Genomic DNA, 23471 nt, shown 5'->3' with positions numbered 1-23471 from the left:
TATTATCTATTTTACCATATATTTAATGTTTTCAACAGTATATCGGGTATGCACGAAAAAAGCATGTTTCCAGTAAAAAAAATAGGCTGTTTTAATATGGATTGTTGTCTTTCAGGATAAATGTTGGACGTTCCTTCCGCTTCATTCCACTTAAAGTTTTAACATTTTGTCTATAAGCAACAAATTTTAAGAAAAGAGCAAAAAATAAGACCAGGACAAAATCCGGACACAATAAAATGCAGCCCGCTCAAAGAACGGACTGCATTGGATGGTTTATATTATTCAGTTGGTTCAATAATCGCGTATTTACCGTCTTTACGCTGATAAACCACATTCGTTGTGTTCGTTTCAGCATTTGTGAAAACGAAGAAATTATGGCCCAGCATGTTCATTTGAAGAATCGCTTCTTCACTGTCCATTGGCTTTAAGTTAAAGCGCTTTGTGCGGACAACTTGAATTTGATCTTCTTCTTCCTGAACAGCCGTTTGTGCCTGTGCACCTTCCGGCTCGTCTGTTCCATTAGCGAACATGAATTTAGCAGAACCCTGCTCGCGCAATTTGCGGTTTACTTTCGTTTTATGTTTACGGATCTGACGCTCAAGCTTGTTTGTTACAAGATCGATGGCAGCGTACATATCCTCGTTGTATTCCTCAGCACGCAACACTAAATTGGTCATTGGAATCGTCACTTCGATCTTTGATTCTTGATCATTGTAGAATTTCAAATTCACATTTACGTTTGCTTCGATTGAATCCTCAAAATAGCGTTCCAGTTTGCCGATTTTCTTCTCGACATACTCTCTTAAAGCTGGAGTTACCTCAATGTTTTCGCCTCTGACGTTATATTTCAAAATGAACTCCTCCTTTGTAAAGGATATGTAAACTTAATTCTTCTTTTCCCTCTACTATTCCTGCTCAAACGTAAAAATAATGTTAAAAGGATGTGAAATTTGTTGAAGATTGCGGCTGAACGACTGCCCTAGAAGGATGTGAATAGAATATGCCGGAGAATCTTTATTTATTCTACAGAAAAAATCCCATCCGGATGCAGATGAGATTACTGTAGGAGGTATGGCATAAGGTATGCCTGAACCTACCTTTTCCATTGGAGGAACAGGACCGAAAGCTCTTCTTTAATAAAAATTTGAAATGAAAACGCATCGTCCTTATTCAATGTAAACGGCTTCAATTCTTCAATGATCTGATCAAATAAGAGTATCTGATTTTGGAGATACTCATCATCTCCTGCCAGGTGAAACATGCCGGAATGTGTCGTATCTATTTGGATGAACGCATCCACAAGATCATCCATGACATACTCGCCTTCTGTGCACTCCATGGATGCAAAGCTCTGAATCAAAAAGGTCAAGTCCTCCTCAATACAATTCAGCAGCTCATTATAGGCATAAAAGAGCTCATATTCACTTTGTGTGAGGGATTTATTTGCGTTTATCATAATACATCCCGTCCACTGATGCGTTCTGATACGGATTAACATACTTCTGATTCGATGCTTTTTGAACTCTAAGCTTGGTTATATCGTTTTTAATTTCCTGTTTCAGCAGATTCAGCTTGTCATGAATGATGGCGTTCCATTCGGTAATCTCTTTGCCAAGCTGCTTTTCTTCACGATTGTACGGAGGCTTCAGCTGATGGATCAGGCCGTCACGCTGCTCAATCCACTCCTGGATGTTAACGATGTGGCTGTCTCTCATGTCTTTATCCGCTGCACCGTGCACTTCTGACAGCAATTGCTTCGTAAGCTGATGCAATTTGTTCACAGCACTCACTAGACTTGCCCGCCTTGACCGAACTGCTGCTTGCGGGTTGATTGAATCACTTGCTTCCACGTATCGCGAAACTCCGTTACATACTCTTCCACTTCAGCAAGAATGGCCAAGTCGTTTGATATATTAGCTTCTACTAAACGACGATTTATATAGTCATACATCGACATCATCGATTCTGATACAGCAGCCTCAGGATTTAACGTAATCATCAGTTCCTGAATAATCCGCTGTGCTTTTTGAAGATTGAGGTTTTTCTCTTGCGTATTTTTCTGCTGAATTGCCTGGCGTGCCTGCTTAATAAACTTAAGACAGCCATTATAAAGCATCAGCGTTAATTCTCCCGGTGAAGCTGTACTCACAGAATTTTGCTGATACGCTTGATAAGGGTTGTTAAGTGCCATTTTCATTACTCCTTTTTAACCGAATTGCTGCATAAGATAATTCATTTGATCATTCGAACGCTGAATCGCTTTTTCCATCGCCGTGAACTGCGCCCAATAACGGTCTTCCACTTGCGTTAACCGGTCTTCAAACCGATAAATTTGATTGTCAATCGATGAAAGGTTTCTGCCGATTGTAAACTGCTGGCTTGTTGAGCTTGAAGTTCCGGCCTTGGCATTCAGCTTGTCCATTGTAGTCTTCAAGTTGTCATAGAGATTTGTGATAATCCCTTTTTCACCGCTTGTCGCACCGTTGCTTGTGAATAGCTTCTCAACACCTTCAGGGTTCTCTTCAATCGCTTTTTTCAGCTTCGCTTCATCGATGATCAGCTTGCCGCCTTCACGGTAGTTTGAAGTAGTTGAGATGCCAATGTTGGACAAATGAGTGAAAGACGTGCCAGATGCGGCTGATAGAGTGGAATAAAAATCTGAACGCATTTGACTGAGTGCACCAGTCAGAATTGAGTCTTTTCTGAGCAGTCCGCTTTGCGCTTTTTCATCCCATTGTTCCTGCTGTTTATCTGTCAGAGATTCACGCTCTTCATCCGATAGCGGCTGGTAATCACGGTATCGTGTTTCATCTGTTTTACCCTGGATTTTAGCAATGGTTTCATTATATAAAGTCACGAACTTTTTAATGTTGTCGAAGACAGCGTTCGTGTCGTTTGTGATGTTAATTGATACTGCAGGGTCTGCTGCTGTGAATGTGTCTTTTAGAGTGAACGTCACTCCGCTCATTTCAAAGGTGTTCGATGTACGCTCGGTTGATAGTCCGTTTACCGTGAATTTTGCGTTTTGGCCGCCCGTCTCCGTTCCAGAACCAAATCTCAAAACATTGTTCAGGAAACCAGCAGAAGTAATGATTTCATTGCCAGCCGTGTTAAAGTCACCCGTTTCTTTTCTAGTCAGCGTAATTTTATCTGAAAAAGAATCGTATAAAGCGGTTACACCCAGCTGAGATGAGTTAATTTTATTAAAAACGGTATTTAAGGATTCTGTTCCCCGGATAAGAAAATTTTCTTTGATTTGCCCTTTAGACGTGTATGTCTGCATATCAAAAGACATGTAATTGTCTGTGCTGTCGATTACGTAATCTACTTTTACTGTACTGCCTTTTTTGACAGTCTCTCCGAATGCGAGATTGCCGTCACTGTCTAACTGTACTTCTCCAGCCTGCGGCGTGCCAGTTACTAAAGTAAAAGATTTCCCGTCCACTTTTACGACTGCATCTTTATCGTAGTTTTTCAGAACTTCTCCGCTTTCTAATGTCAGTTTTATAGAACTTCCATCTGCATCAGCGGTAATCGTCTGATTTTTCACCGTACCTGTCTGCCAGTTAAAATTCTGGTTGGTAAAGGAATCTTTGATTTCGTAAAGAGATTTTGAAGGATCAACTTTTGATCCGGATGCTGATATGGCACCAGCGTTTACTTTTGTTGCTGCCGATGCCAGCTGGTCTACTTTTGAAATTGAGTAGGAAGATGTGCTTGCAGAGCTCGTAGCAGTTGCCGTCACTTTATCAGAATTCGAGCTGTTCGTTGCCCGTGCACGGTAGTTGCTGGAAAGCTTCATATCGAAGGTCGCATTACGGAATGCAAACAGCAGGCTGTTCATTTCACGATAGCCGTCCCGCTGCCATTCAAGCGTTTGTTTGTTTTGCTTTAATTTATCAAGAGGCATTCTCTCTGCTTTCATTAAGTCAGCAACAAGCGAATCAATATCCATTCCACTTGCTAAACCACCTATTCGAACCATTCTGTATCACCTCTCTAAATTTTCTTGTCTACAACAAAGCCTAGAAACTCTGTCATAGCTGCATACAAATCGAGCATTTTTCTCGATGGAATTTCTCGTACGATCTCTTTTGTTTGATTATCAACGACTGTCACGTAATATTCATTCAGCTTTTCATGCAGCTGAAATTGAATATGTGTGTTAGCCGGCTGCAAGAAATCATTAATGCCATTTATCACTTTTTCTATTTCTTCTTTTGGAAATGCAGGTATGTATTCTTCTTTTTTATGTTCTGGAAGTTTAATAGTGTTAGTGTCAATTTCTGAGATGCGGGGACCAGGCTGCGATGACATTTTTTCGATCATCATGGTGGGTCGCTCCTTGGGATTAATGTTCTAATGGTTATATCGGTTGGATTTATAGGATGTTGAAGGTTTAAAGTTTAAATTCAGCTTAAATGTTGAATAGATGTATCTATATAAAAAAGACCCTAGCATGGCTAGAGTCTTTGATCCAATTAACGAAGTAATTGAAGAACATCTTGTTCTTTCCTTTTTTCTTATTTACTTAAAATTTAGGTCCATTAGATAACTTAGTATTTATCTTAGACCTAATATTTTTCTGTGCTTGTCCAATATCATGATAAGTAGATTCCAGCTGAATGATCTTCATCGTGTACTGGTAATTGTAATCCTCAAGCTCAGATAAGAAAGCTTTCTTACCCTCCCCCGTCTTCCAATAATAGACATTCTCCATAATATTCTTAATCAAGTTTTGTTCAGCTCTAATTCGATCTATGAAGAAATCATAGGACGATTTGAGCTCTCCCAGATCATCATGTTCTTTTAATAATACTTCTAATTCCTTATTGTCCATGTAGTTTATCCGCCTCTACATATGCAACTGCAGCTGAATTTAATTTATGTTTAATTTCTAAGGTTCTTTGATTGAACCATTCATTGAAATCTTGAGCAGAATGAATAACCTCATCAATGATATAGTCAGAGCGCTTAATATTATCCAGCATGTTTGCAGACCTCTTAATATCATGGCATAAATCTTCAACACGACTGACGTACTCATCTAATTGTTTTGCTGTGTTTTCAAGGTCATCAGGAGTGACTTCAATACTTGCTACGGTGGATGAAAAGAATCTAGGAGACTGCCAGCTTACCTTTCCAGTTAAGACGTTCGTTAAGATCGAATTGTTAATATTTCCAAATGCATCAAAACTATAGTGATCAAGTGCATGGTAATTGTCATCAGAGATTGATTTTAAGAACCTCGTGATAGGATTCGTATTTGTGTTCTCATATTCATAAAGGGTGCCAATGTAATAAGTAGACCCTATGTGGCGCTCATACGGTTTGAAAGCACCGGCACTGATTGAATCTCTAGGGTGAACATAATTTACAATTTGCTTATCAAATTTCCCTTCCGCAACTTGCATTTGTTTTTCTTTAGGAAGTAATTCAACTACACTAGGCGAGTTGAATGTAACGGCATTAACATCAGTCATAGCAGCTGAATAAGATGCAAGGGCTCCACCCAATGAATGCCCTGTAACAGAGATATTTGCATTTGGATATTTTTCTTTAACTGCTGCCACTAAGTTCTCAGATTGTCTGAATTGATTCTTTTGATGAAAATCAATATTGATTTTATCCCCAGAAGTATGCATGTTAAGTCCAAACTTATCAACTTTGTCTTTAGCTACAACATACTGTACATCGGCAACGATATCCTTCCATCCATCTCCGAATAGTTGATCACCTTCTGTGCCGCGAAAAGATATCACAATTTCATTATTGTTTTTATATATAACCGCATTAAATCCAGTGTCTTCATCATTGAGCAGAAAGTCTTCTTTGCCAATAATACTCCAATTCTGTTTTCCATCTTCGAATCTCAAATTGAATTTTTTGATGTGCTTGTCATTGTAAGCGAACTGGCTCAACCTATGATACAATTCGTCTCTTATTCTATATGTATCCATTGTCTCACCTCATCACTATGGTATAATTATATTATATAAAATTTTCCAATAGTTTGGGGCGCAAATGATGAGAAAAGTTATAAAAACATGTTTTTTCATCTCTATATTACTTATCGCTGGTTGCAACAAGGAGGATGGAATGGATAAAAAATATATTGAAGAAACAGCTTCTAATGTGGCTGCCGAATACATGCTTGTAGAAGAAGATATAGATTTTGTTGTCACAGATGTGCAAATTACGAAAGAAGATGTTGGTGTTGCATTTGTAAATGGGTATGTAAGAAATGAAAAAAATAAAAAATATTCTGTTATGGTAGATTACAGAGCTGATTTTGATATCGGCGGATACGGTGAAATAGATGATGAAAAATAGCAAGAGCAGATTCTCAATATGAGGCTGCTCTTTTTATTTGAAAATTTTAAGATCTAATGAATTTCAAAGCATTAAAGTAAAGGGGCTCAAGCACCTTTTTTCTGGTTTTCCTGTGGGAAAATAATTGATATTGATTGCTTCAAGGACTTTAACTAATTATAATAAAGTTAGAACGTACGTTCCTTTATGGTGAGGTGAAAAGAATTGGATCTAAACCTATTGCTAGATAAATATCCTATAAAAATGTTAGAAATGTTAACAGGAAAATTACTTGGGGATGGAAATTTAACGGATGAAGCAGGAAAACGTCCAAGACTTCGTTTCTCTCATTCTATAAAAGACTCAGGCTGGTGTTTCCATTGTTATAAGGAACTAAAAGATTTCTTACCTATAACTGCTCCTGTATACAGAAAGATAAATGATTCTCGCCTAAAAGCTGGATACTCAGAACAATATTATGTCCAATCTAAAACTACCCCTATTCTTAATAACTTAAAACCTCTTTGGTACAAACAGAGAAAAAAGATTCTACCTTATGAACTTCTAGAAAAGACAATGACTCCCCTAGCATTAGCTTGGTGGTATCAAGATGATGGACACTTAAAAATAATGGGTCCCACACCTCTGAAAATTGTACTTTCTACTGACTCCTTTGATCCTGCGGAAAATACATTTTTAAGAGAACTTCTTTTTTGTAGGTATAACCTCAGTTTTAACATAGACGGGCAAAATAGGCTGGTTTTATATAATCAAAAACAAATCCATGCCTACTTAAGAATAGTAAATATATACATTCACAAAACGATGGGAAGAAAAACAATTCACATTGAAGATCAAAAGCCTTTAGTAGATTCTGGCAGTAAGAGAACCACTATTTATTTACCTGCCTTAATAAAATTGAATAAACCTACTGAAGAAATACATAAAGCTCTGGAGAATGTAATGATTCTGAGGAGTGAAAAAATCTATGAAATATATACAGGCTTTTTCAGTTCAAATACTAAATCTTTCTCTAAGAAAGGATATCAAGTTACTTTATACAGTCAGCACTTGTCTTTTCTTCATAGAGTAAGAATTGATACCGGAATGAATATGAGTGAAATAGTTTCTATAGGATTGATGCTAAATAAAAATGAATAAAAGGGACTCTAGCTCAGCTAGAATCCCTAAGTAAATTAACGAAGTAATTGTAGTACGCCTTGAGGCTGTTGGTTGGCTTGAGCCAGCATAGCTTGAGCAGCCTGAGAAAGAATAGAATTCTTTGTTTGGTTCATCATTTCTTTCGCCATCGCGCGAACATTTACTTTCATAAATGACCAGACTATATCTTCACCCTCTAGCAGCCTAGTAGGGGTTGGGCACTTCGGATCCTCAATGCTGAACCACACTGTTTCACCTACGGATTTCATCACCATAGCTTTCGCCTTAGATGGTCTATCCTAGTCGTTGAACCTTCTCCAGAGTTTCCTCACAGGAGCTTGGCTGCTGATTGCCCAATCTTTTCTTTTTTCAGACCATCACGCCTGTCGTTTCCAACTACGTTGTGGCAAGAAAAGCTCTAAGGGGTTTCCAGCAATTCACCCAATTATGATCTCTGGCCGTTACCAGCCAGGACGACTGTGCTTGTCACTGCTTAAGCAGCTAAAACATAATCTACGTCACGAACACGTGATTCTGCAGCAGTTAGGTTTTCAGAAGATGTTCCTAAGTTATTGATTGTGTGTTCTAAACGATTTGAATAAGCGCCCAGTTTTGATCGTTCAGCAGATACTGTATCAATTGCAGTTTGAATAGTAGTAATTGCGGCTGTTGCTGTTGCAGCATCAGTTGATACATCGATACCAGCAGATGTAGTTGCGTCACCGCCTGCTACCGTTGCAGCTAGTCCAGTTCCATCATCTACCCCTAGAGTTTTTGCATCCATTGCATTTATATCTAAGGTAATTGTTTGATCTTCATTAGCGCCGATTTGAAAAGTTAAAGAAGCTGCACCTTGCCCATCTAAAACTTTCTGAGTATTAAATTCTGTTGTATTAGATATTCTAGTAATTTCCTTAGCAAGTTCATCAACTTCTTCTTGGATACGTGTACGGTCTGTTCCTGTATTTGTATCATTAGATGATTGAACTGCTAATTCACGCATACGTTGAAGAATATCATGCGTTTCGTTTAAAGCACCCTCAGCAGTTTGAATCATAGAAATAGCATCTTGTGAATTACGTGATGCTTGATCTAAACCACGGATTTGTCCACGCATTTTTTCAGAAATCGCAAGACCAGCTGCATCATCACCAGCACGGTTAATCCGAAGACCTGATGATAATTTCTCCATAGACTTTGATTGAGCAGTAGAAGCACTGTTCAACTTATTGTAAGTATTAAGAGCCGCAATATTATGATTAATTCTCATTTTAAAATTTCCTCCTTGAAATAATTGTAGTAATCCACATCCATGTGAATTCTTATATACTCGCAGTCGCAACGGTCGGCCGCCTGTTGGTTCTGCTTGTTACACTTCTTATATCGACATGATCTGGAGTTGTTTTATAGCATTTAGAAAATTTCATAAAAAAACCTTAAGCGAATGTGCTTAAAGTTATCTGTTCTTCAATTGAGCAAGCATATCTAAGGATACATCTGCTGCTTTGTTATTTTCTTCTTGAATCGAGAGGTAGACCTCTTTTCTATGGATATCTACATTTTTAGGAGCATTAATACCGATTTTCACCTGGTCGCCGGCAATAGATATCACCGAAATTTCAATATCATCGCCAATTTGAATGGCTTCTCCCGTTTTTCTAGTTAAGACAAGCATTATGCTCCCTCCCATAAACGGTGTTTGGTTGTGTACTCCGGCTGGTTTAGGATGAGCTGCTTGCCCATTTTTTTGCCTTTATTTAAAATCAGCGGACCTTGTAAATTTGCCGTGGAGTTCGTAAACGGATCACTCACTGTTAAAACAACAAACACTTCGACATCATCTGGGGATTCTATCATTAATAATTCTTTTGTTGATTCATCCAAGTCAAATTCATAGTCTTTGAAAAAGACAAATGGGCTCGTGACGACAAATGCGGTGTTTTGGGATTGAATGGATTGAAGAATAAAGAAAGAAGATCCTTCTTCAAGCGGGAGCATGATAAAGTGCTTCTCTTCAATAAACCCTGGAATCCCATGTTCAAAGGTGATTTTTTGAGCTTCATCAATTATTGCTTCCCCGTGATATTTCGTTTGAATTAACATGCTTCACATTCCTTTGTTTGAGTCTATTAAATCTTTTTGTCGATTGAAACGAAGTCTATTTTCAGCTGGTTTCTTTCAGCAAGTTCCACTTTGACCTCTCCAGCTTTATAATCCATGATTGGCTTATTGATTTTACTATCAATAATTGGAGCATTTCTCTGAACATCAATTTTTACTTCAGCAGGCTGATAGTCGAGCTTGACGCTGAAATGTGACGGAATAAATCCAATGTTAAATTGCTTGATTTCGCGTTCGCTGTTTTTTTTCGCCTGAGCTGTAAGAGGCCTGCCGCCATTTTCAATTCTCATTTGTTCATCGCCTTGTTGAATGCGTCTTGCAATGCCGGAAAGAACGTCCTGGTGCCCTTGATCTGCTGCTTCAGCAATCCCTTTAGAAATATGCTTTAAATCAACATCTTCTCTGGCTTTTGTCTGATCGATCGTTAGCTTGCCTGGTGTAGTTTGAATGGATAGCTCTGCTTTTGGCTGCTGGATGGACAGGTCCGCTTTTGGCTGCTGAATTGCAAGTGAAGCATTGACCGTTTCTAAACCTAGTTTAGCAAATCTGCTTTCCAGTCTTATTTGAGGAATATTCATGAGTTGTCCTCCTATTTAGAAAAGCGTAAGGGCCCGTTTAGCTCCGACAGACAGATAAGAATCCGGCAGAAAAGTCCGGTTTTGACTTTTTTGACGGATTTGTTCTGGCCGAGGAGTTGGGCGCTGGAGCTAGACATCTATGTGCAAAATTTAATACTTTCTTATATCTTAAAAAAGCTATCTTATAAAAAGATAGCTTATCTTAAAAAGTCCATTAATGTTGGCTGAATGATTCTTGCGCCGACCGATAATGCAGCGCGGTGGATGCTTTCTTGTGCAGTCATATCCATGATGACCTTCTCTAAATCTGCATCTTCATTTTCGGAGAGGATGCGCGTGGAGACAATTTCTTGCTTGCCTACTCGATCTTCTATGAGCTCTAAGCGGTTGTACCTCGCTCCAAGCTCTGCACGTTCCGCTGACATTAAGTCCATTTTGCCATCAAGATCAGAAAGTAATCCGTCTAATCCGGATGCATCACCTGAACTTAGCGCCTTTTCTATAGAACCCATTACCACAAATAAATCTTCGCTGAAAACATTATCCGAATTAATATTCGCTTTCAATTGAACACCTTTAGAAACCTCAATTTCAAAGGGTGACTTATCGATGTTGACTGTTACTGTGCCATCAGCATTCAAAGTAACAGGGGCTTCTTTCGTCTGCGTCCCATTAAAAATATAATTCCCTGCCACCTGCGTATTCGCAGAACCGACTAAATCTTCCTTCAGCTGTTTAATCTCAGCACCGATTGCTTTTAAATCCTCAGGTCCATTCGTTCCATTGCTGGCCTGAACCATTAACTCACGCACACGCTGCAAAACTTGTGTTCCTTGTTCAATCCCAGCCTCTGAGTTTTCCATCCATTGATAGGTCTCAGAAATGTTGCGCTGGTATTGTTCGACTTCGGTTAAGTTCGTGCGATAGTGCATTCCCTTCATGGCTACCACTGGATCATCTGAAGGACGGTTGATTTTTTTGCCGGTTGCGAGCTGGTCCTGGTAGGTGCCCATTTTTTCATAGCTTTTGCTTAAGTTGCGAAGTGAGTTGCCTGCTAGCATACTTTGGGTTACGCGCATGATTGTTCACCTACCTTCTTAGTCCGTTAATAATGGTATCGAGCATTTCATCCTGCAAGGAAATCATTTTGGCTGAAGCGTTGTATGCATGCTGGAATTGGATCATGTTTGTCATCTCTTCATCCAGCGAAACGGCGCTGACTGACTGTCGGCGCTGGTCGACTGCTGAACGGAGCACCTCGCTGTTGCTGACTAAGCGGTTTGCTTCCTGTGCGTCGACGGCCATGCCTCCGATTAAGCTTTCATAGAAATCCTGGATTGTTGTCGTTTTGCCTCCGATTGAGAAGGTCTGATTCTTCACTTCTGCAAGTGCAAGCGCATTTTTGCCATCACCGATGTTGCCATTTGAAGAAGCTGCAATGTTATCAGTTGAGTCAATGATAGACTGATGAAGGGTTAACAAAGATGCTGCATCTTTTGGCGGATCTGTCATGTTAGTAAAATCAAAAAATGGTGGACTGCTTGCCCCGCCTTCCTCAATTCTCTTGATGCTGTATCCTGCCTCCTGAACTTTGTTCACTTCAGTCGCAAAGCTGTAGGCCAATTGATCAAGCTGCCCCAGCATTTCTGGATACAGCCCAGTTGCTTCTCCGTCAAGATTGTATCCGTACGAATCAATTAGACTGCGGATTTCTCCAACACTGCCAAAATCTTTTACATCTATTGCATTTGATCCGATAGAAACTGAATCTACCAATCCATTATCAGAAGAAAACCCAACGCTGATTTCATTGACAGCTTTACCTTTACCATCAACTAACGTTCCAAGAGATTGACCGTTTGAACCCATGATTTCAATCGTGACAGATCCTTCAGCAATGGAAAGCGAATTCCCGCCACTTTTTTCATTTGAAATTTTAATATTGGCTAGACCTGATAGCTGATCAAGCAGTCGATCGCGTTCATCATACAGATCGTTCGCCAGATAGCCATGCGGTTCAATTTCAGAGATTTGTTTATTGATGCTGTTAATCTGTTTTGCAAGAGAGTTGATTTCTTTTGTCGATACTTCTAATTCACTTTTCAATTCTCCTTGAACAGCTTTAAGAGAAGTCGATAAGTATTTGAAGGTTTCTGCTACTGCAGCCCCGCGTTCGCGGACAACCGCCCGTGCCCCTGCATTTGTAGGATTCAATGCAAGGTCTTGCATCGACTGCCAGAAGCGGTCAAAGCTTTTAGAGAGACCCGTTTCCGATGGTTCGTTCATGATCTCTTCCATTTTCAAAAGAGAATCAGCACGAGAATCCCAGTAGCCTACTTTGTTATTTTCATAGCGGAATTGTGTATCAAGAAAGCTGTCTCTCACCCGCTCAATGGTTCCTGCTTCAACACCTGTGCCAATCTGACCCGGAAACTCAGGGCGGTTCATGGATGGTGCAGGATAAGGCTCTGTCTGCACAAAATTAACACGCTGTCGTGTATAGCCTGGCGTGTTGGCGTTTGCAATATTATGTCCAGTTGTATTTAAGGCGCTTTGCTGTGTAAACATACCTCTTTTTGCGATTTCAAGACCTGAAAAAGTCGAGCGCATGGTTCATTCCTCCGAGCATTAGGCTTTTGAATCAAATAAAGATCTTCGTTTCGGTGCTGAAGCCGTTCCGCCCGGAGGCTTATAGGCTGGAGATTGTTCCTTCGGCATCAGCATGTCCAAAGATATTGAGACAAACTGCAGGGCCTGGATGGTCAGCTGCTGATTCAGCTTGTTCGCGTTCTTCAGCTTCTCCATAACTTCTGTTAATGACTGAAAAAGACTTGAAAATTTTTCTTTGTCCGCTCCCTCTGCTTTTTCAATGCAGGCTGATAAAGTTAAATCATTTTCACGTTTTAAATAAGCCGAAGCAAGGGCGATCCGTTCATTTTCCACTTGCTTGATGGCCTGTACATAGATTTGTTCCTGCTTGAGTGTTTGCTGCAACACAGTCAGGTCTTCTGTTTTCAAGGCTTCTGTTTTCGTTTGCGCTAATAGGTATAGCTGCTGATTTAGCCCGAGCAGCTTCTCAAGCTTTAGAATTAATGACTGTGCTGACACTGCAAGTCCTCCCGAATCTATTTTTGATAGTGTTTAATCACGCTGTTTGCGATAGCTTTTGGATCAATCGTATAGGTGCCTGTTTCAACCTGTTTTTTTATGGCAGCTACCTTTTCCTGTCTTGCCTGATCAATGGCATTTTGCTGCTGAAGCTCTTTAGCCTGTGTTGAAATTTCAACCTTATCCTGCTTTTTAGCCGGCTGCGCTGCTTCCTGCTGCTTTTCTGTATTTCGTTTATAAGGGTTTATCCCTGCTGAGTTTAAGTGATTGATCTTCATCCCTTTTCCTCCATTCTTTCGTTCTTCTCGTTACTATCTATATCGGCTGAAAAAAGTTGTTGTTAATATAATTAGTTATTTTTAGGCTGAATGGTATAGTAGGTTGCCTGCTTTTCTGTGACTTTTTGCCGGCGTTCTTCTTCCTGTTCTAATTCAAACAGCTGAGTTTTGATGTTTTTTCCGCACGAAGTACATAGCTTATTTTCTCTGATCAGCTTTCCGCATTTCTGGCACGGATATCCAAGGTTCGGAAAGTTAGCCAGCTGAATTCTGCCTTGTCTAATGAATTTTAGAATCAAGTCTTCTTCCACATCTGTTTGTTCTTCTACCTCGAAAAGTGTTGCCATACGATTTTTACTCTGCTTTAAAAAGCCATAAACCACTTCGAATTTTTGTTCTTCTTCTTTATAACATGTATCGCAAACCGTTTTGAATTGTGTTCTCACAAATAGCTGGTAGCATTCCGGACAGTTCGATAGTTCTCCCATTGATGATTCTCCTATCATTGTACTATATCTTTACTATCGGATTGAGGTTAAAAACGTTTAGCCTCGAACTAGTGTTAAAGAAGAAACACTTTCGGCGCCGTGGACGATAAGCAGTTTGGCTGCGTGTCTGATTGTGGTTCCTGTTGTATAAATATCGTCAATCAGAAGCAGTTTTTTTCCATGAATTGCAGTGGCATCATCTATAAAAAAAACATTTTCAGTCTGAAGGCGTTCCGTTCTTGTTTTCTTGGATTGTTTTTCTAAGTGAATTCGCATGAGAGGTTCGTGAATGGGGGCATTGAGCAAGTCAGCAATCAGGAGCGCCTGATTGAATCCTCGTTCATAAAGCCGCTCTTTACTTAGGGGAATGGGGACGAGAAGATAATCCTTTGAGAAGTGTTTCGAGAAGATGTTTCGAAGTGGCTCGGAAAAGAGGTCCGCTAATTGGGCATCCCCTCTATATTTATATCTGGCGATTACCTCTTTCATAAATTCATTGTACTGGTAAACAGATCGATTACCCTCAAGAACGCTGCCAAACACGGGATCTGCTTGCCATCGTTCACAGTCATAGCAGGGATTTGCATCAGATTGCGGCCGATCACACATTGGGCACACAGCACCTTCTATCAAACTGAATTTAGATGAACAATCAGAACAGCAGGCAGTTTCTTGCTCATCTAAAAAAAATACGCTCCTCCAGGATACTGCTTTTTCGAGTTCAGCATGGCAAATAAGACAGTTGTTCATTACTCACCTCTAACATAATTTTCGCACCGCGGCATGTCTGAGACCATTTTTGCACATTCAGCTAAATTGACGATTAATGTCGTCATCTGCTGTTTGTCGACAAATTCCGCTTTTACATATGCAACCTTTTCAGGATTGGTTACATATCTTGGCTGAACACGGTTTAAAACAAGGGCAAGCACGTCATTTAAGCATTCTTCACACGTACAAGTCATCTGCAGAGCAGTCTTATATTCATATAATAAATCTATCATGATTCGTTCCATCGCATTTACTACCAACGCTCTATCCCCTGTCTTTTCATCTTTTAAATGATTATGCCACAGAAGGAATATGTTGGATAGAAATAATACCCTAAACAGTTACAAAGTCACTTTTTTCGCATCTTCATTCATCATTTGAATATGCTTTTTGGCACGAATCATCGCTTTGGTTTTCCCGTAATGATAAAAGCGCACATCGCCGCTTGGATGCTTCGCACTTCTGCCTACCCGGCCGGCAATTTGCACAAGCGCGCTCTCTGTAAATACGTTGTCCTCTGCACCTAACACAGCGACATCAGAGTTAGGAATGGTGACACCTCTTTCTAAAATAGTGGTTGTAATAATGATGGGAACCTCTCCATTTCGGAAGCGCTGTACCTTTTCCTTGCGGTTCGGGTCTTCTGCATAGACTCCTTCTATCAAAGGATTCTGCTTTTTTAAAAGAGCCGTTGTTTCTTCTAATACCGGTATGGATGGAACGAACAGAAAGGCTTGTTTTTTAAATTCCAGATGGGAAGTGATCCATGCTTGAACGTTTTTTGGAAGGCTGCCTCTTTGAAGGGCGCGTTTGTAATTCCCGCACCATGAAAAGACAGGTACAGGAAGCGGATGACCGTGGTATCTTTGAGGGATTTTGACTTGATTGCCGATCTGTTTTTTCAGGGCATCGGATGGGGTTGCGGTTAAATAAATGAGGGAGCTGTGTTCTTTTCTTGCCCGTTCAGCAGCAAACTGGAGACTTTGATCAGCTGAGTAGGGAAAGGCGTCGACTTCATCGATGATCATTAAATCAAACGTTTGTTTAAAACGGAGAAGCTGATGAGTCGTGGATATGACGAGGTTAGCTCGTTTAAATCGATCTTCGCTTCCTCCATGCAACGCAGCAATTTCCGCTTGAGGAAAGACGGACTTAAGTCTAGGAGCAAGTTCGAGAACAACATCCATGCGCGGGGTAGCAATGCAGACTTGCTTGCTCTCAAGCAATGCTTGTTCAATTCCTTTGAAAAGCATTTCTGTTTTTCCTGCACCGCATACAGCCCAGATTAGCAGATCGCTTTTATTTTTTAGAGCATCAAGCATACGGTCTGACCCTTTTTGCTGCTCTTTTGATAGCTGTCCATCCCATTTCATCGCTTTAAATACAGGCTGCTGGATCTCAGGTTCAGGACCGGTCCATTTAAGAAGAGGTGTACACTCGCTGACTCTTCCCATAAGGATGCAGGCGCGGCAATAAGAGCAATGTTCACCGCACCTTGCACACTTAAATGAACCAATCATGCTTTGATCCCTGTTGTTACAGCGATTACATCTAAACTGTTTATTCGTTTTCTCCAAGCCATACTCATATTTAATATAGCCGTTTTCATAATGCTGTTGTATGATTTCGAACGGAAATGGAATTTCATCAATGAGCAGCTTTTTTCCCTGAAGATGTTTTTGGAGGTCTATGGAATAGGTAAACGATGGATTGATTTGGCTGACACGGAGGTGATGCTTTGAAATTGGAAGTCCTTCTTCGATTTTCTCTGTGGGTTTTAACAATCCATTATGTATGTGAAATCTCATTCTTAATCAAATTTCGTTTTTTCGATTTTTCTGAAACGCTTTTCCACACTAATAGGTGTCCGGTTTAACTGTTGAGCAATTTCTCTAAATTTAATTCCTTTTTTTCTCAAGTCTACTAGTTTCTTGTCTTCTAATGTCGTCCAGTGTCGGTATGCCCGTTTCTGTATGTCAGTTTCCTGCATATCATCGCTCCTCTACCATAATGAAGTATTATCCTTAGTATCTAAAATTTTGCAGGAAATGTCTAGTGTTATCCACAAATAACATAAACTGTATTCAATATTTTCGGTGCCGTTTTCGTTATTTTTTCGTTGATTTTCACATTTTGTTGTTTCGGGGACCGAAAGATCGTTGCGGACCCTCTAATATCAAGGAAAAATGGCTCGTGCATTGAAGTTAGTTGAGCGTTTTTTATATGGATGTTTCTTAAAAGAATGATGATACAAATCTTCATTTTGGCTTTTTAAATATTTATTTTACTTCTTAGCAGATTTTCTAATATAACAAATACATGTGCATCAAAAAGACTGACCCCCATAAGCCGCAAGCTGCAGCCTTAAGAGTCAGTCTCTCATTCCTTTATCTCTTATACCACCCAAGTCCCATCGCACCTTCACCTAAATGCGTGCCGATAACCGGTCCGAAATAGCTGATGGAGTATTCTACATGGGGATACTTCGCTTCTAGTTCATCCTTCATTTGCTGAGCTTCATCCGGGCGGTTGGCATGAATGATGACCGCGCGCATTGGGTCTTCAGCACTTGCAACTTCATCAAAAAGATCATAGATGCGGTTAATTGCTTTTTTGCGTGTGCGGATTTTTTCAAACGGGACGATCAGTTTATCGACAAAATGCAGGATTGGCTTGACCTGCAGGAAGCTTCCAATCAGGGCCTGTGCACCGCTTAAACGTCCGCCGCGCTGTAAATGTGATAAATCATCTACCATGAAATAAGCTTGATTTGTTTTTTTCACTTCGTTCAGCCGTGCCAAGATTTCCTCAGGCGATTTGCCTTCTGCAGCAAGTTCCGCGGCTTCTATAGCATAAAATCCTTGAACCATACAGCTGACTTCTGAATCGAATGCATAAACATCAATGTTATCAACCATTTGGCCCGCTGAAACAGCCCCGTTGTAGGTTCCGCTGATTCCGCTTGATAAATGAACACTGATGACCGCATCATTTTCTTTAGAAAGCTCTTCGAATAATTCAACAAACTTTCCCACTGACGGCTGTGAAGTAGTCGGAAGCTCGCCTCTGTTTTTGACTTCTGCATAAAAGTCTGCAGCTGTAATTTCAACTTCCTCCTGGTACACTTCCCCGCCAAAAATCACGCTCAGCGGGATCATATGAATATTTAACCGCTCCCGTGTTTCTTTTGGAATATAAGCTGTGCTGTCCGTAACTATTGCCGTTTTCATATATGTACCATCCTTGTAATCGACTTCTCTTATTGTTCTTTTATTTTATAAGATAATCCTTTTCATTTCATTACTTTGTATGTAAAAAATTGGTGAACAAAAAATAAATCCCTGCTATCTACTATAACAGGGATTTGAGAGATATAGAAATGCATTCTAAAAAAAGTAGATTGAAAAGAAAAAAACCTGCCGAAGCAGGTTTTATCGCACTTCTACCCAGCCGTTTTTGATGGCAACGACTACAGCTTGAGTACGGTCATTTACGTTCATTTTTTGAAGAATGTTGCTTACGTGATTTTTAACGGTTTTCTCACTGATGAAAAGGGCTTCGCCGATGCCGCGGTTGCTTTTTCCGTCCGCAAGCATTTGCAGCACTTCACATTCGCGGCGAGTTAAAATATGTAATGGACGTCGAATTTCAGTCGTGATGGTTGTTGTGCCTCCGCCTGATCCGCTTGTCGCAAGACGCCTGAATTCATTCACAAGGTTATGTGTTACTTTAGGATGCAAGTATGATCCGCCATCAGAAACGACTTTTACAGCTTCGATCAGTGTGTCTGCATCCATTTCTTTTAACAGATAGCCGCGAGCGCCTGTTTTCAAAGCGTGAGTTACATAGTTCTCATCGTCGTGAATCGACAGGATGATGACCTTTGTTTCTGGATTTGCTTCCACCAGCTGTTTTGTAGCTTCCACGCCGTTTACTTTTGGCATGTTGATGTCCATGATGACAACATCAGGCTTGCTGTCTTCAACGATGGCTAATGCATCTTCGCCGTCATCGCCTTCTGATACAACTTCAAAGCTTGGTTCGAAATCCAAGATTCGTTTGACGCCTTCTCGGAATAATTGGTGATCATCGATTATCGCAATTCTTGTCTTCATGCATACGCCTCCCATTTTTTTATTCTAGTCTATTACACAGTGATGCCGTCAATATGCCTTTGGTCTATTTTTTCAGACGTTGAGAGGCACTTGTATCATTATGAATGTCCCAAGACCTATTTTAGAATCAATTGTAATTCGGCCGTTTAAGAGCTCTACACGCTCTCTCATACCAAGGAGACCGAACGATTTGTTCTGATTTTGCTTCATTTCTTTCGTATCGAAGCCTTTTCCGTTATCCTTAATCATCAGAATGATATTATTCTGATTCACCTCAACCTTAACCTGAATCTCACGGGCTTCGGCGTGCTTCAAAGCATTGGTGACTGCTTCCTGAGCCAGTCTGAACAGCGCTACTTCAAAACGCGGCGGAAGCCGGTTTTCTTCAAAATCGCCGAGGCTCGAAAATAAGATGCGGGTTTTACCGTTATACTCTTCGATTGTATAAAGATACTTTCTGAGGGTCGGTATGAGTCCAAGGTCATCCAGTGCCATTGGCCTTAAATCATAAATAATCCTCCGAACCTCATACAAGGCATTGCGCACATTTTGGCGAAGGCTGCGGATTTCTTTAAATCCTTCGTCAGAACCGCGCTCTCTGAAAATCCGTTCAATCAGCTCAGAACGCATCATGACGTTAGCAAGCATCTGCGCAGGCCCGTCGTGTATTTCTCTCGAAACACGCTTGCGCTCTTCTTCCTGAGCTTCAATGATTCTCAGACCGAAATCCTGCTTCTGCTGTGCATCTTCAATCAGCATGCCTACCTGACGAAGATCCTGATGCAGATAATTCAAGACAACAGAGATTTGGCTCACAAGCACCTCAGCCCGCTCAATCGTCTCCTGAAGCCCAAGCAGTCTTCTCTCTAAGTCATCCCGCCGGTCTCTGAGCTGCTTCTCTTTTTGCTGAAGCATGGTGAGCTCCACCTGAAGCTTGTGGGCCTTCTCATAGGCTTCCCGGATCTCTTCCTCGCTGAATTGCTTAAAGTGCTTGCTCACCTCAGACAGACGCTTTCTGGCGAACCTGGCATGGACCTCAAGCTTGTCTCCCTGTTCAATCACATCATTAACCTGTATTTTAATTTGTTTTAATTCTTCTACAAGCTCTTCGTATTGCTGACGGGACTGTTCGCCGATTTTAAAAATCTCGCCTTTGCTGCCGTCAACCGTCTTTACCATCTTATCCAGAATTTGATCAAGCACTTTGCAGTCAAGCTTCTTGGAGTCCACTATATCTCCTCCACTAATGGGTTAAAATAAACTTCACACAATATCACACAATATAATGATTGAAGTGAAAATTTTGTCGCTTTATAATATAAGAATGTGCATTTATAATTCCATTTGCCTTCTATAAGCTTGCAAGGAGGTGTACGAGCATGCTTTCACACTATTATACCGTAAAAGGATACGGAGAGCATGAAATATCCATACAGAAATCACGTTTTATTTGTTATATAAACCGCGCAGAAACCGAAGAAGAGGCGCAGGCCTTCATTCAGCAGATAAAAAAGAAGCATTGGGATGCGACACATAACTGCTCAGCCTATTTAATCGGCGAACACGATCTGATTCAAAAAGCAAATGACGACGGGGAACCAAGCGGAACCGCAGGAGTGCCGATCCTTGAAGTACTTAAAAAGAGACAGCTGAAAGATACCGTTGCCGTTGTCACCCGATATTTCGGCGGCATAAAGCTCGGTGCAGGCGGATTGATCCGCGCATACGGAAGCTCAACCTCTGAAGCCCTGAACGCAATCGGCATTGTCGAGCGTAAGTTAACGCGCGTGATGCATACTAAGATTGATTATACATGGCTTGGAAAAGTGGAAAATGAACTGAGAAACTCACACTATCAGCTTAAAGAAATTCATTATCTTGATACCGTTGAGGTTGAGGCGTTTGTCGAAGAAGGTCAGAAGGATCAATTCATAGAGTGGATGACGGAGCTTACAAATGGCCAGGGTGAAATCAGCGAAGGTACTCAAATTTATTTGGAACAGCCAAAAATTTAAATGTACAGAGGAGTAACTTATGAATAGGCAGGAAGTTAAAAAAATAAAGAAAAAGAAGAAGAAAAGTGTCTTTAAACGAATTTTATTTTTGTTCTTCATACTATTTTTATTAGTCGGCGGATACGCTGGATATGTTTTTTATCAAACCTATCAGGCAGCAAACAATTCATTTGATGATTTAGGAAGAGATAAATCGAAGCTGCGCGATGAGGCGGTCACCATTTCCAACGATCCGGTTTCAATCCTATTAATGGGTGTTGAAAACTACTCGAGCGGCGGATCTGGAGGACGGGCTGATACACTGATGGTCGCTACGTTCAATCCAAAGGATCAAACGATGAAATTGCTGAGTCTTCCACGTGATACTCGCGTAGAAATCCCAGGTAAAGAGACAAAGCGCAAAATCAATTCAGCCTATTCAACTGGCGGAAAAGAATTGACGATTGAAACAGTGGAAGGATTCTTGGAAATTCCGATCGATTACTATGCAACAGTTAACTTTGAGGGCTTCAAAAACATCATCGATATCGTTGGCGGCATTACTGTGGATGTTCCTTTCGATTTTACTCAAAACAGTGATGATCCAAAAGCCGAAAAACTCGAGTTCACCGAAGGCCCTATGAAAATGGACGGAAGATACGCATTGGCCTATGCAAGAATGAGGCTGCAGGATCCTAACAATGACATTGGACGTAACGAAAGACAGCAGCAAGTTGTAAAAGAAGTGATCAACGAAATCGTATCAGCAGGCACTCTGCTGAAGGTTGACCAGCTGACAAACGAAGTTGGCAAGAACGTTGAAACCAACATGAGAATGTCCGAGTTATTAGGCTTTTATAAAAAGTACAACAACTTTAATACGAATAAGATCGATACAGTTAAGCTAGAAGGCGTCGGAGAATACATCGGCAATGCCGCATACTGGATTCCGGATGATGAAAGCCTTGAAGAAGTAAAAGATGAACTGAAAGAGCATTTAGAGCTTCAAACATCTCAGGACGATACGTTAGAGAGCAATTAATAGAGAGAATCCCCAGCCTCATTGGCTGGGGATTTTTTTATTTGACTCTTTTCGTAAATATTGTTGCTATTACACTAAATATAAATACGTTAAGTGGATTGAAGCGGAAGGAACTTGACTCCTGCGGGAAAAAGAGCGAAATGGGAGACCCCGCAGGCATGCCGAGGAGGCTTCCACGCTCCCCGCGGAAAGCAAGTTCCTCTCGCTGCAAGGAACGGACACATTTATAATAGAAAACAACAATCTATGCGAAAACAGCCTTTTATTTTTACTGAGAGGTAATCAACTCGTAAAAGACTTGGTCCAATTCTCAGCCCTCATTACAAGCAAAGAAAACATAAAAAAACCGCACAGCAGCATGCTATGCGGAATTAATTATCTTTTTGAGGCTTAGGCTTAGCCATAAGCTTTCTGAATGCATTGATAAGCGGTTTATGGCCTTGCCCAATTAATCCGATGAGTTCAGCTGTAATCTGGATGAAAAACAGCAGGATCATCATAATCAAGAGAGCCATCCACATCGTTGCATTTGAGAAAAGAATAGCTGACAGTCCAAAGCATGCACTGAAGAAGTAAATAAGCAGCACGGATTTTCTGTGGCTGAATCCCATGTCCACTAAACAATAGTGCAAATGCAGCTTATCAGGTGCAGCGATATTCTGTCTGTTCACCAGTCTTCGCACAATCGCAAAGAGTGTGTCGAAAATAGGTATAGCCAAAACAATGATCGGTATAATAAAACCGAATAATGTGATGTTCTTAAATAATCCCATTGTCGAAAGGATCGCGATGGAGTATCCGAGGAACAGGGCTCCGGTGTCTCCCATAAAAATCTTCGCAGGGTAGAAATTGTGAATCAGGAATCCGAGTGTGCTTCCGATCAGAATGACACATAGAGATACAACCGCAAACTGAAAATTCGTAAACGCCATAATCAGAATGCTGGTCATCGCTATAGATGAAACGCCAGCTGCCAGTCCGTCCAATCCATCGATCAGGTTGATGGCATTTGTGACGCCGACAATCCAGAGGATGGTTACAGGATAGCTCCAGTAATCAAGGTAAATCAGTCCGAAAAACGGAAGGGTAATTTTGTTAATGAGCAATCCGGATGAGACAACGACTGCAGCTGCAGCCAGCTGCCCTGCAAGCTTATACTTTGCTGAAAGAGTAAAGCGATCATCAAGGATACCAATAATGATAATGATGAAAGCACCGATTATAATCTCTTTCATATACATTGATTCAGGACGCAGGTACAGATAACCTGCCACAACGCCGATGAAGATGGCAAGACCGCCAAGCCTTGGCATTAGGCCCTGATGAATTTTTCTGCTGTTGGGCTTGTCTACCGCCCCGATTTTAATCGCAAGTTTTTTTATAAGTGGTGTAATAGATACAGCCACTATAAACGATACTATAAAAGCTATAATATAATTAGAATAATCTAACATGCTTACACCAACTTGTGTGAGATATTTTCACTTCCTCCATCATAGCAAA

The 23471-nt window shown here is 40.7% G+C and carries 30 protein-coding genes; 4 read left to right on the top strand and 26 right to left on the bottom strand.

Translation table 11 applies throughout. From position 1 onward, the window contains the following. Window positions 1–278 precede the first annotated feature (278 nt). The 8 genes from hpf to GJU41_RS10160 all read right to left on the bottom strand — a co-directional run bounded on the left by hpf (window position 279) and on the right by GJU41_RS10160 (window position 5960). Window positions 279–851 (bottom strand): ribosome hibernation-promoting factor, HPF/YfiA family, encoded by a 573-nt coding sequence (gene hpf, locus GJU41_RS10195; RefSeq protein WP_154318536.1) that lies wholly within the window; start codon window positions 849–851, stop codon window positions 279–281. Between the two features lie 242 nt (window positions 852–1093). Next, a complete protein-coding gene (locus GJU41_RS10190; protein ID WP_154318535.1) occupies window positions 1094–1456 on the bottom strand; it encodes a DUF8042 domain-containing protein in 363 nt (120 codons plus the stop codon). Then, window positions 1440–1790, bottom strand: a complete 351-nt coding sequence (fliT, locus tag GJU41_RS10185) for a flagellar protein FliT (RefSeq protein WP_154318534.1) — start codon at window positions 1788–1790, stop codon at window positions 1440–1442. The genes GJU41_RS10190 and fliT overlap by 17 nt, the downstream gene beginning before the upstream one ends. After that, window positions 1790–2191: a flagellar export chaperone FliS gene (gene fliS, locus GJU41_RS10180; protein WP_070878195.1), complete on the bottom strand. Its 402-nt coding sequence runs from the start codon at window positions 2189–2191 to the stop codon at window positions 1790–1792. The genes fliT and fliS overlap by 1 nt, the downstream gene beginning before the upstream one ends. Before the next feature lie 15 nt (window positions 2192–2206). Further along, window positions 2207–3985, bottom strand: coding sequence for a flagellar hook-associated protein 2 (locus tag GJU41_RS10175; RefSeq protein WP_154318533.1), 1779 nt, complete (start codon window positions 3983–3985; stop codon window positions 2207–2209). A 14-nt stretch (window positions 3986–3999) separates the two neighbouring features. Continuing rightward, window positions 4000–4332, bottom strand: a complete 333-nt coding sequence (gene flaG / locus GJU41_RS10170; RefSeq protein WP_224771393.1) for a flagellar protein FlaG — start codon at window positions 4330–4332, stop codon at window positions 4000–4002. Window positions 4333–4531: 199 nt separating this feature from the next. After that, window positions 4532–4840, bottom strand: coding sequence for a hypothetical protein (locus tag GJU41_RS10165; protein ID WP_154318532.1), 309 nt, complete (start codon window positions 4838–4840; stop codon window positions 4532–4534). Then, the gene (locus tag GJU41_RS10160; RefSeq protein ID WP_154318531.1) at window positions 4830–5960 is read right to left on the bottom strand and encodes a Tle-like phospholipase domain-containing protein; all 1131 of its coding nucleotides are present in this window, start codon (window positions 5958–5960) and stop codon (window positions 4830–4832) included. Before GJU41_RS10160 ends, GJU41_RS10165 begins: the two co-directional genes overlap by 11 nt. A gap of 139 nt (window positions 5961–6099) precedes the next feature. On the opposite strand from GJU41_RS10160, the gene GJU41_RS10155 reads away from it, so the two are divergent. After that, a complete protein-coding gene (locus GJU41_RS10155; protein WP_154318530.1) occupies window positions 6100–6333 on the top strand; it encodes a hypothetical protein in 234 nt (77 codons plus the stop codon). A 204-nt stretch (window positions 6334–6537) separates the two neighbouring features. After that, the gene (locus tag GJU41_RS10150; protein WP_154318529.1) at window positions 6538–7473 is read left to right on the top strand and encodes an endonuclease; all 936 of its coding nucleotides are present in this window, start codon (window positions 6538–6540) and stop codon (window positions 7471–7473) included. 35 nt (window positions 7474–7508) lie between these two features. Here GJU41_RS10150 and GJU41_RS25475 read toward each other — a convergent pair whose 3' ends face one another. From GJU41_RS25475 to degS, 17 genes are all read right to left on the bottom strand, one after another. Beyond that, window positions 7509–7748, bottom strand: a complete 240-nt coding sequence (locus tag GJU41_RS25475) for a flagellin (RefSeq protein ID WP_282958534.1) — start codon at window positions 7746–7748, stop codon at window positions 7509–7511. Window positions 7749–7966: 218 nt separating this feature from the next. After that, window positions 7967–8743 (bottom strand): flagellin N-terminal helical domain-containing protein, encoded by a 777-nt coding sequence (locus GJU41_RS10140; RefSeq protein ID WP_070878206.1) that lies wholly within the window; start codon window positions 8741–8743, stop codon window positions 7967–7969. A 186-nt stretch (window positions 8744–8929) separates the two neighbouring features. Next, window positions 8930–9148, bottom strand: a complete 219-nt coding sequence (csrA, locus tag GJU41_RS10135; protein WP_154318528.1) for a carbon storage regulator CsrA — start codon at window positions 9146–9148, stop codon at window positions 8930–8932. Continuing rightward, the gene (gene fliW, locus GJU41_RS10130) at window positions 9148–9576 is read right to left on the bottom strand and encodes a flagellar assembly protein FliW (RefSeq protein WP_154318527.1); all 429 of its coding nucleotides are present in this window, start codon (window positions 9574–9576) and stop codon (window positions 9148–9150) included. The genes csrA and fliW overlap by 1 nt, the downstream gene beginning before the upstream one ends. A 26-nt stretch (window positions 9577–9602) precedes the next feature. Beyond that, the gene (locus GJU41_RS10125; RefSeq protein WP_154318526.1) at window positions 9603–10172 is read right to left on the bottom strand and encodes a DUF6470 family protein; all 570 of its coding nucleotides are present in this window, start codon (window positions 10170–10172) and stop codon (window positions 9603–9605) included. Window positions 10173–10369: 197 nt separating this feature from the next. Further along, a complete protein-coding gene (gene flgL, locus GJU41_RS10120) occupies window positions 10370–11251 on the bottom strand; it encodes a flagellar hook-associated protein FlgL (protein WP_154318525.1) in 882 nt (293 codons plus the stop codon). A 10-nt stretch (window positions 11252–11261) separates the two neighbouring features. After that, window positions 11262–12782, bottom strand: a complete 1521-nt coding sequence (gene flgK, locus GJU41_RS10115) for a flagellar hook-associated protein FlgK (RefSeq protein ID WP_154318524.1) — start codon at window positions 12780–12782, stop codon at window positions 11262–11264. Between the two features lie 18 nt (window positions 12783–12800). Next, window positions 12801–13280 (bottom strand): flagellar protein FlgN, encoded by a 480-nt coding sequence (locus GJU41_RS10110; RefSeq protein WP_154318523.1) that lies wholly within the window; start codon window positions 13278–13280, stop codon window positions 12801–12803. Between the two features lie 17 nt (window positions 13281–13297). Then, window positions 13298–13558 carry a flagellar biosynthesis anti-sigma factor FlgM gene (flgM, locus tag GJU41_RS10105; RefSeq protein ID WP_070878218.1) on the bottom strand — a complete coding sequence of 87 codons (261 nt, stop codon included), beginning with the start codon at window positions 13556–13558 and terminating at the stop codon, window positions 13298–13300. 71 nt (window positions 13559–13629) lie between these two features. Continuing rightward, window positions 13630–14046, bottom strand: a complete 417-nt coding sequence (locus GJU41_RS10100) for a TIGR03826 family flagellar region protein (protein ID WP_154318522.1) — start codon at window positions 14044–14046, stop codon at window positions 13630–13632. A 57-nt stretch (window positions 14047–14103) separates the two neighbouring features. Then, entirely contained in the window at window positions 14104–14796 is a 693-nt protein-coding gene (locus tag GJU41_RS10095) for a ComFC family protein (RefSeq protein WP_154318521.1), read from the bottom strand. Next, the gene (gene comFB / locus GJU41_RS10090) at window positions 14796–15077 is read right to left on the bottom strand and encodes a late competence protein ComFB (RefSeq protein ID WP_070878223.1); all 282 of its coding nucleotides are present in this window, start codon (window positions 15075–15077) and stop codon (window positions 14796–14798) included. Before comFB ends, GJU41_RS10095 begins: the two co-directional genes overlap by 1 nt. Window positions 15078–15158: 81 nt before the next feature. Next, the gene (locus GJU41_RS10085) at window positions 15159–16625 is read right to left on the bottom strand and encodes an ATP-dependent helicase ComFA (protein WP_154318520.1); all 1467 of its coding nucleotides are present in this window, start codon (window positions 16623–16625) and stop codon (window positions 15159–15161) included. A 2-nt stretch (window positions 16626–16627) separates the two neighbouring features. After that, the gene (locus GJU41_RS10080) at window positions 16628–16807 is read right to left on the bottom strand and encodes a Myb-like DNA-binding domain-containing protein (protein WP_154318519.1); all 180 of its coding nucleotides are present in this window, start codon (window positions 16805–16807) and stop codon (window positions 16628–16630) included. Between the two features lie 397 nt (window positions 16808–17204). Continuing rightward, window positions 17205–18047, bottom strand: coding sequence for a DegV family protein (locus GJU41_RS10075; protein ID WP_154318518.1), 843 nt, complete (start codon window positions 18045–18047; stop codon window positions 17205–17207). Between the two features lie 201 nt (window positions 18048–18248). Then, complete coding sequence (gene degU / locus GJU41_RS10070) at window positions 18249–18932, bottom strand: two-component system response regulator DegU (RefSeq protein ID WP_070878231.1); 684 nt, start codon at window positions 18930–18932, stop codon at window positions 18249–18251. Window positions 18933–19004: 72 nt separating this feature from the next. Further along, window positions 19005–20162, bottom strand: a complete 1158-nt coding sequence (degS, locus tag GJU41_RS10065) for a two-component sensor histidine kinase DegS (RefSeq protein WP_070878233.1) — start codon at window positions 20160–20162, stop codon at window positions 19005–19007. 149 nt (window positions 20163–20311) lie between these two features. On the opposite strand from degS, the gene GJU41_RS10060 reads away from it, so the two are divergent. Further along, the gene (locus GJU41_RS10060; RefSeq protein ID WP_070878235.1) at window positions 20312–20947 is read left to right on the top strand and encodes a YigZ family protein; all 636 of its coding nucleotides are present in this window, start codon (window positions 20312–20314) and stop codon (window positions 20945–20947) included. 19 nt (window positions 20948–20966) lie between these two features. Then, on the top strand, window positions 20967–21968 hold the full coding sequence (locus GJU41_RS10055) for an LCP family protein (RefSeq protein WP_070878236.1): 1002 nt from the start codon (window positions 20967–20969) through the stop codon (window positions 21966–21968). Window positions 21969–22339: 371 nt separating this feature from the next. Here GJU41_RS10055 and GJU41_RS10050 read toward each other — a convergent pair whose 3' ends face one another. Further along, window positions 22340–23422, bottom strand: a complete 1083-nt coding sequence (locus tag GJU41_RS10050; RefSeq protein WP_154318517.1) for a glycosyltransferase family 4 protein — start codon at window positions 23420–23422, stop codon at window positions 22340–22342. Window positions 23423–23471: the final 49 nt, after the last annotated feature.

The sequence above is a fragment of the Metabacillus idriensis genome (assembly GCF_009674765.1).
Lineage (GTDB): Bacteria > Bacillota > Bacilli > Bacillales > Bacillaceae > Bacillus_P > Bacillus_P idriensis.
The sequence above is the reverse complement of the archived record's forward strand: the minus strand, read 5'-3'. Positions and strand labels throughout refer to the sequence as shown.